This window comes from Corynebacterium sp. (genome assembly GCF_030535495.1).
In the GTDB taxonomy this organism is placed as follows: Bacteria; Actinomycetota; Actinomycetes; order Mycobacteriales; family Mycobacteriaceae; genus Corynebacterium.
Genome location: NZ_JAUNRW010000162.1, coordinates 1,847 through 3,335 on the forward strand (window position 1 = coordinate 1,847; position 1,489 = coordinate 3,335).

The 1,489-nt window shown below is 66.0% G+C and carries 1 protein-coding gene and 1 pseudogene; both read left to right on the top strand.

All coding sequences use genetic code 11. The annotated features are described in order from the left end of the window. Positions 1-513: pseudogene (locus Q4F73_RS12110) on the top strand (hypothetical protein); the annotation flags it as partial. A 23-nt stretch (positions 514-536) separates the two neighbouring features. Then, complete coding sequence (gene proC / locus Q4F73_RS12115; protein ID WP_303359595.1) at positions 537-1,352, top strand: pyrroline-5-carboxylate reductase; 816 nt, start codon at positions 537-539, stop codon at positions 1,350-1,352. Positions 1,353-1,489 lie beyond the last annotated feature (137 nt).

The window sequence follows — 1,489 nt, forward strand, 5'->3', positions numbered from 1 at the left end:
GAGAAGGCCGAGCCCAAGCTCAAGACCGACAAGCTCGTCAAGGATGAGGCCCCGGCCCCGGCCGACCGCCCGGAGCCCCCGACCCCGACGACGGAGGACACGGCCGTCCTGGAGAAGGTCGAGCCTGCTGAGCCGTCCGCGGATACCGCCGTCACCGGTGAGATGCCGGCCGTCGAGGCACCGGTGGAGAAGGTCGCCGAAGCCCCGGACGAGGCCGAGGCTGACGCTGACACTGACGTTGCGACGGAGTCCGAGGAAAAGACCTCGATCACCGGTGTCGTCCTCATGGCGCTCATCGGCGTCGTTCTCGGTGTCGTGGTGTTCAAGGGCTTCGAACTGCTGTGGGACAACCTCTCGCGACCCATCGTGGCGGGCCTGGCCATTCTGGTGACGGTGGGCATCGTGGCCGTCGTCAAGGCGCTGCGTACGGCGAATGACGGACTGTCCATGTTCCTGGCGGCTGTTGTCGGCATCGTCATGACCTTCGGACCTCTCGCGGTCGTGATGATCTGACCCGTTGTGGCACTCTGGGAACCATGACGAAAATTGTGGTTATCGGAGGAGGCAAGATCGGCGAGGCGTTGATCTCGGGTCTTGTCAACGCGGACGTCGATCCGCAGTCGATCACGGTGACGGGCCGTCGCCCGGAGCGCGGTGAGGAGTTGCGGGAGCGCTACGGGGTGCGCGACAGCACCGACAACCGGCAGGCCGCCGAGGACGCTGACGTGGTGTTTCTGTGCGTGAAGCCGAAGATGATCGTGGACGTGCTGGGGGAGATCAGCGGGGCCCTCGAGGAGAATGACGTCACCACGGTCCTGGTGTCCATGGCGGCGGGTATCCCGCTGGCGGCGATGGAGGACGCGGTCGTCGCCGGGACCCCGGTGGTGCGCGTGATGCCCAACACCCCGATGCTGGTGGGGCGGGGCATGAACGCCGTGGCGGCCGGCAGGTTCGTCAGCGACGAGCATCTCGAGCACGTTCAGCAGCTGTTGTCCGCGGTGGGTGAGGTCATGCCCGTGGCGGAATCCGACATGGACGCTGTCACCGCTCTGGCGGGCTCCTCGCCCGCGTACTTCTTCCTCGTCGCCGAGTCGCTTATCGACGCCGGCGTCTCCCTCGGGCTCACCCGCGACGTGGCAGAGAAGCTGGTCGTTACATCTGCGGCGGGTGCAGGCATCATGTTGTCGGAGTCGGGTAATGATCCGGCCACCCTGCGCGCCAACGTCTCCTCCCCGGCGGGAACCACCGTCGCCGCGCTGCGTGAACTGGAGGAATCGGGTATCCGGGGGGCCTTCTTCCGGGCCACGGAGGCCTGTGCGCGGCGCTCCGCGGAGCTCGGTGGCACCCCCTGAACGAAGAAACTCACAAAAATTCGGGCACTTAAGTCGCAGCAGTCACACAATTCACGCTAAGCTAGCCCAAGCACGTGCGTGTCCGTCCTGCGGGAGGGGAAGCCTGCAGCGCGCCACATGCTGAAGGGTTGAATGAA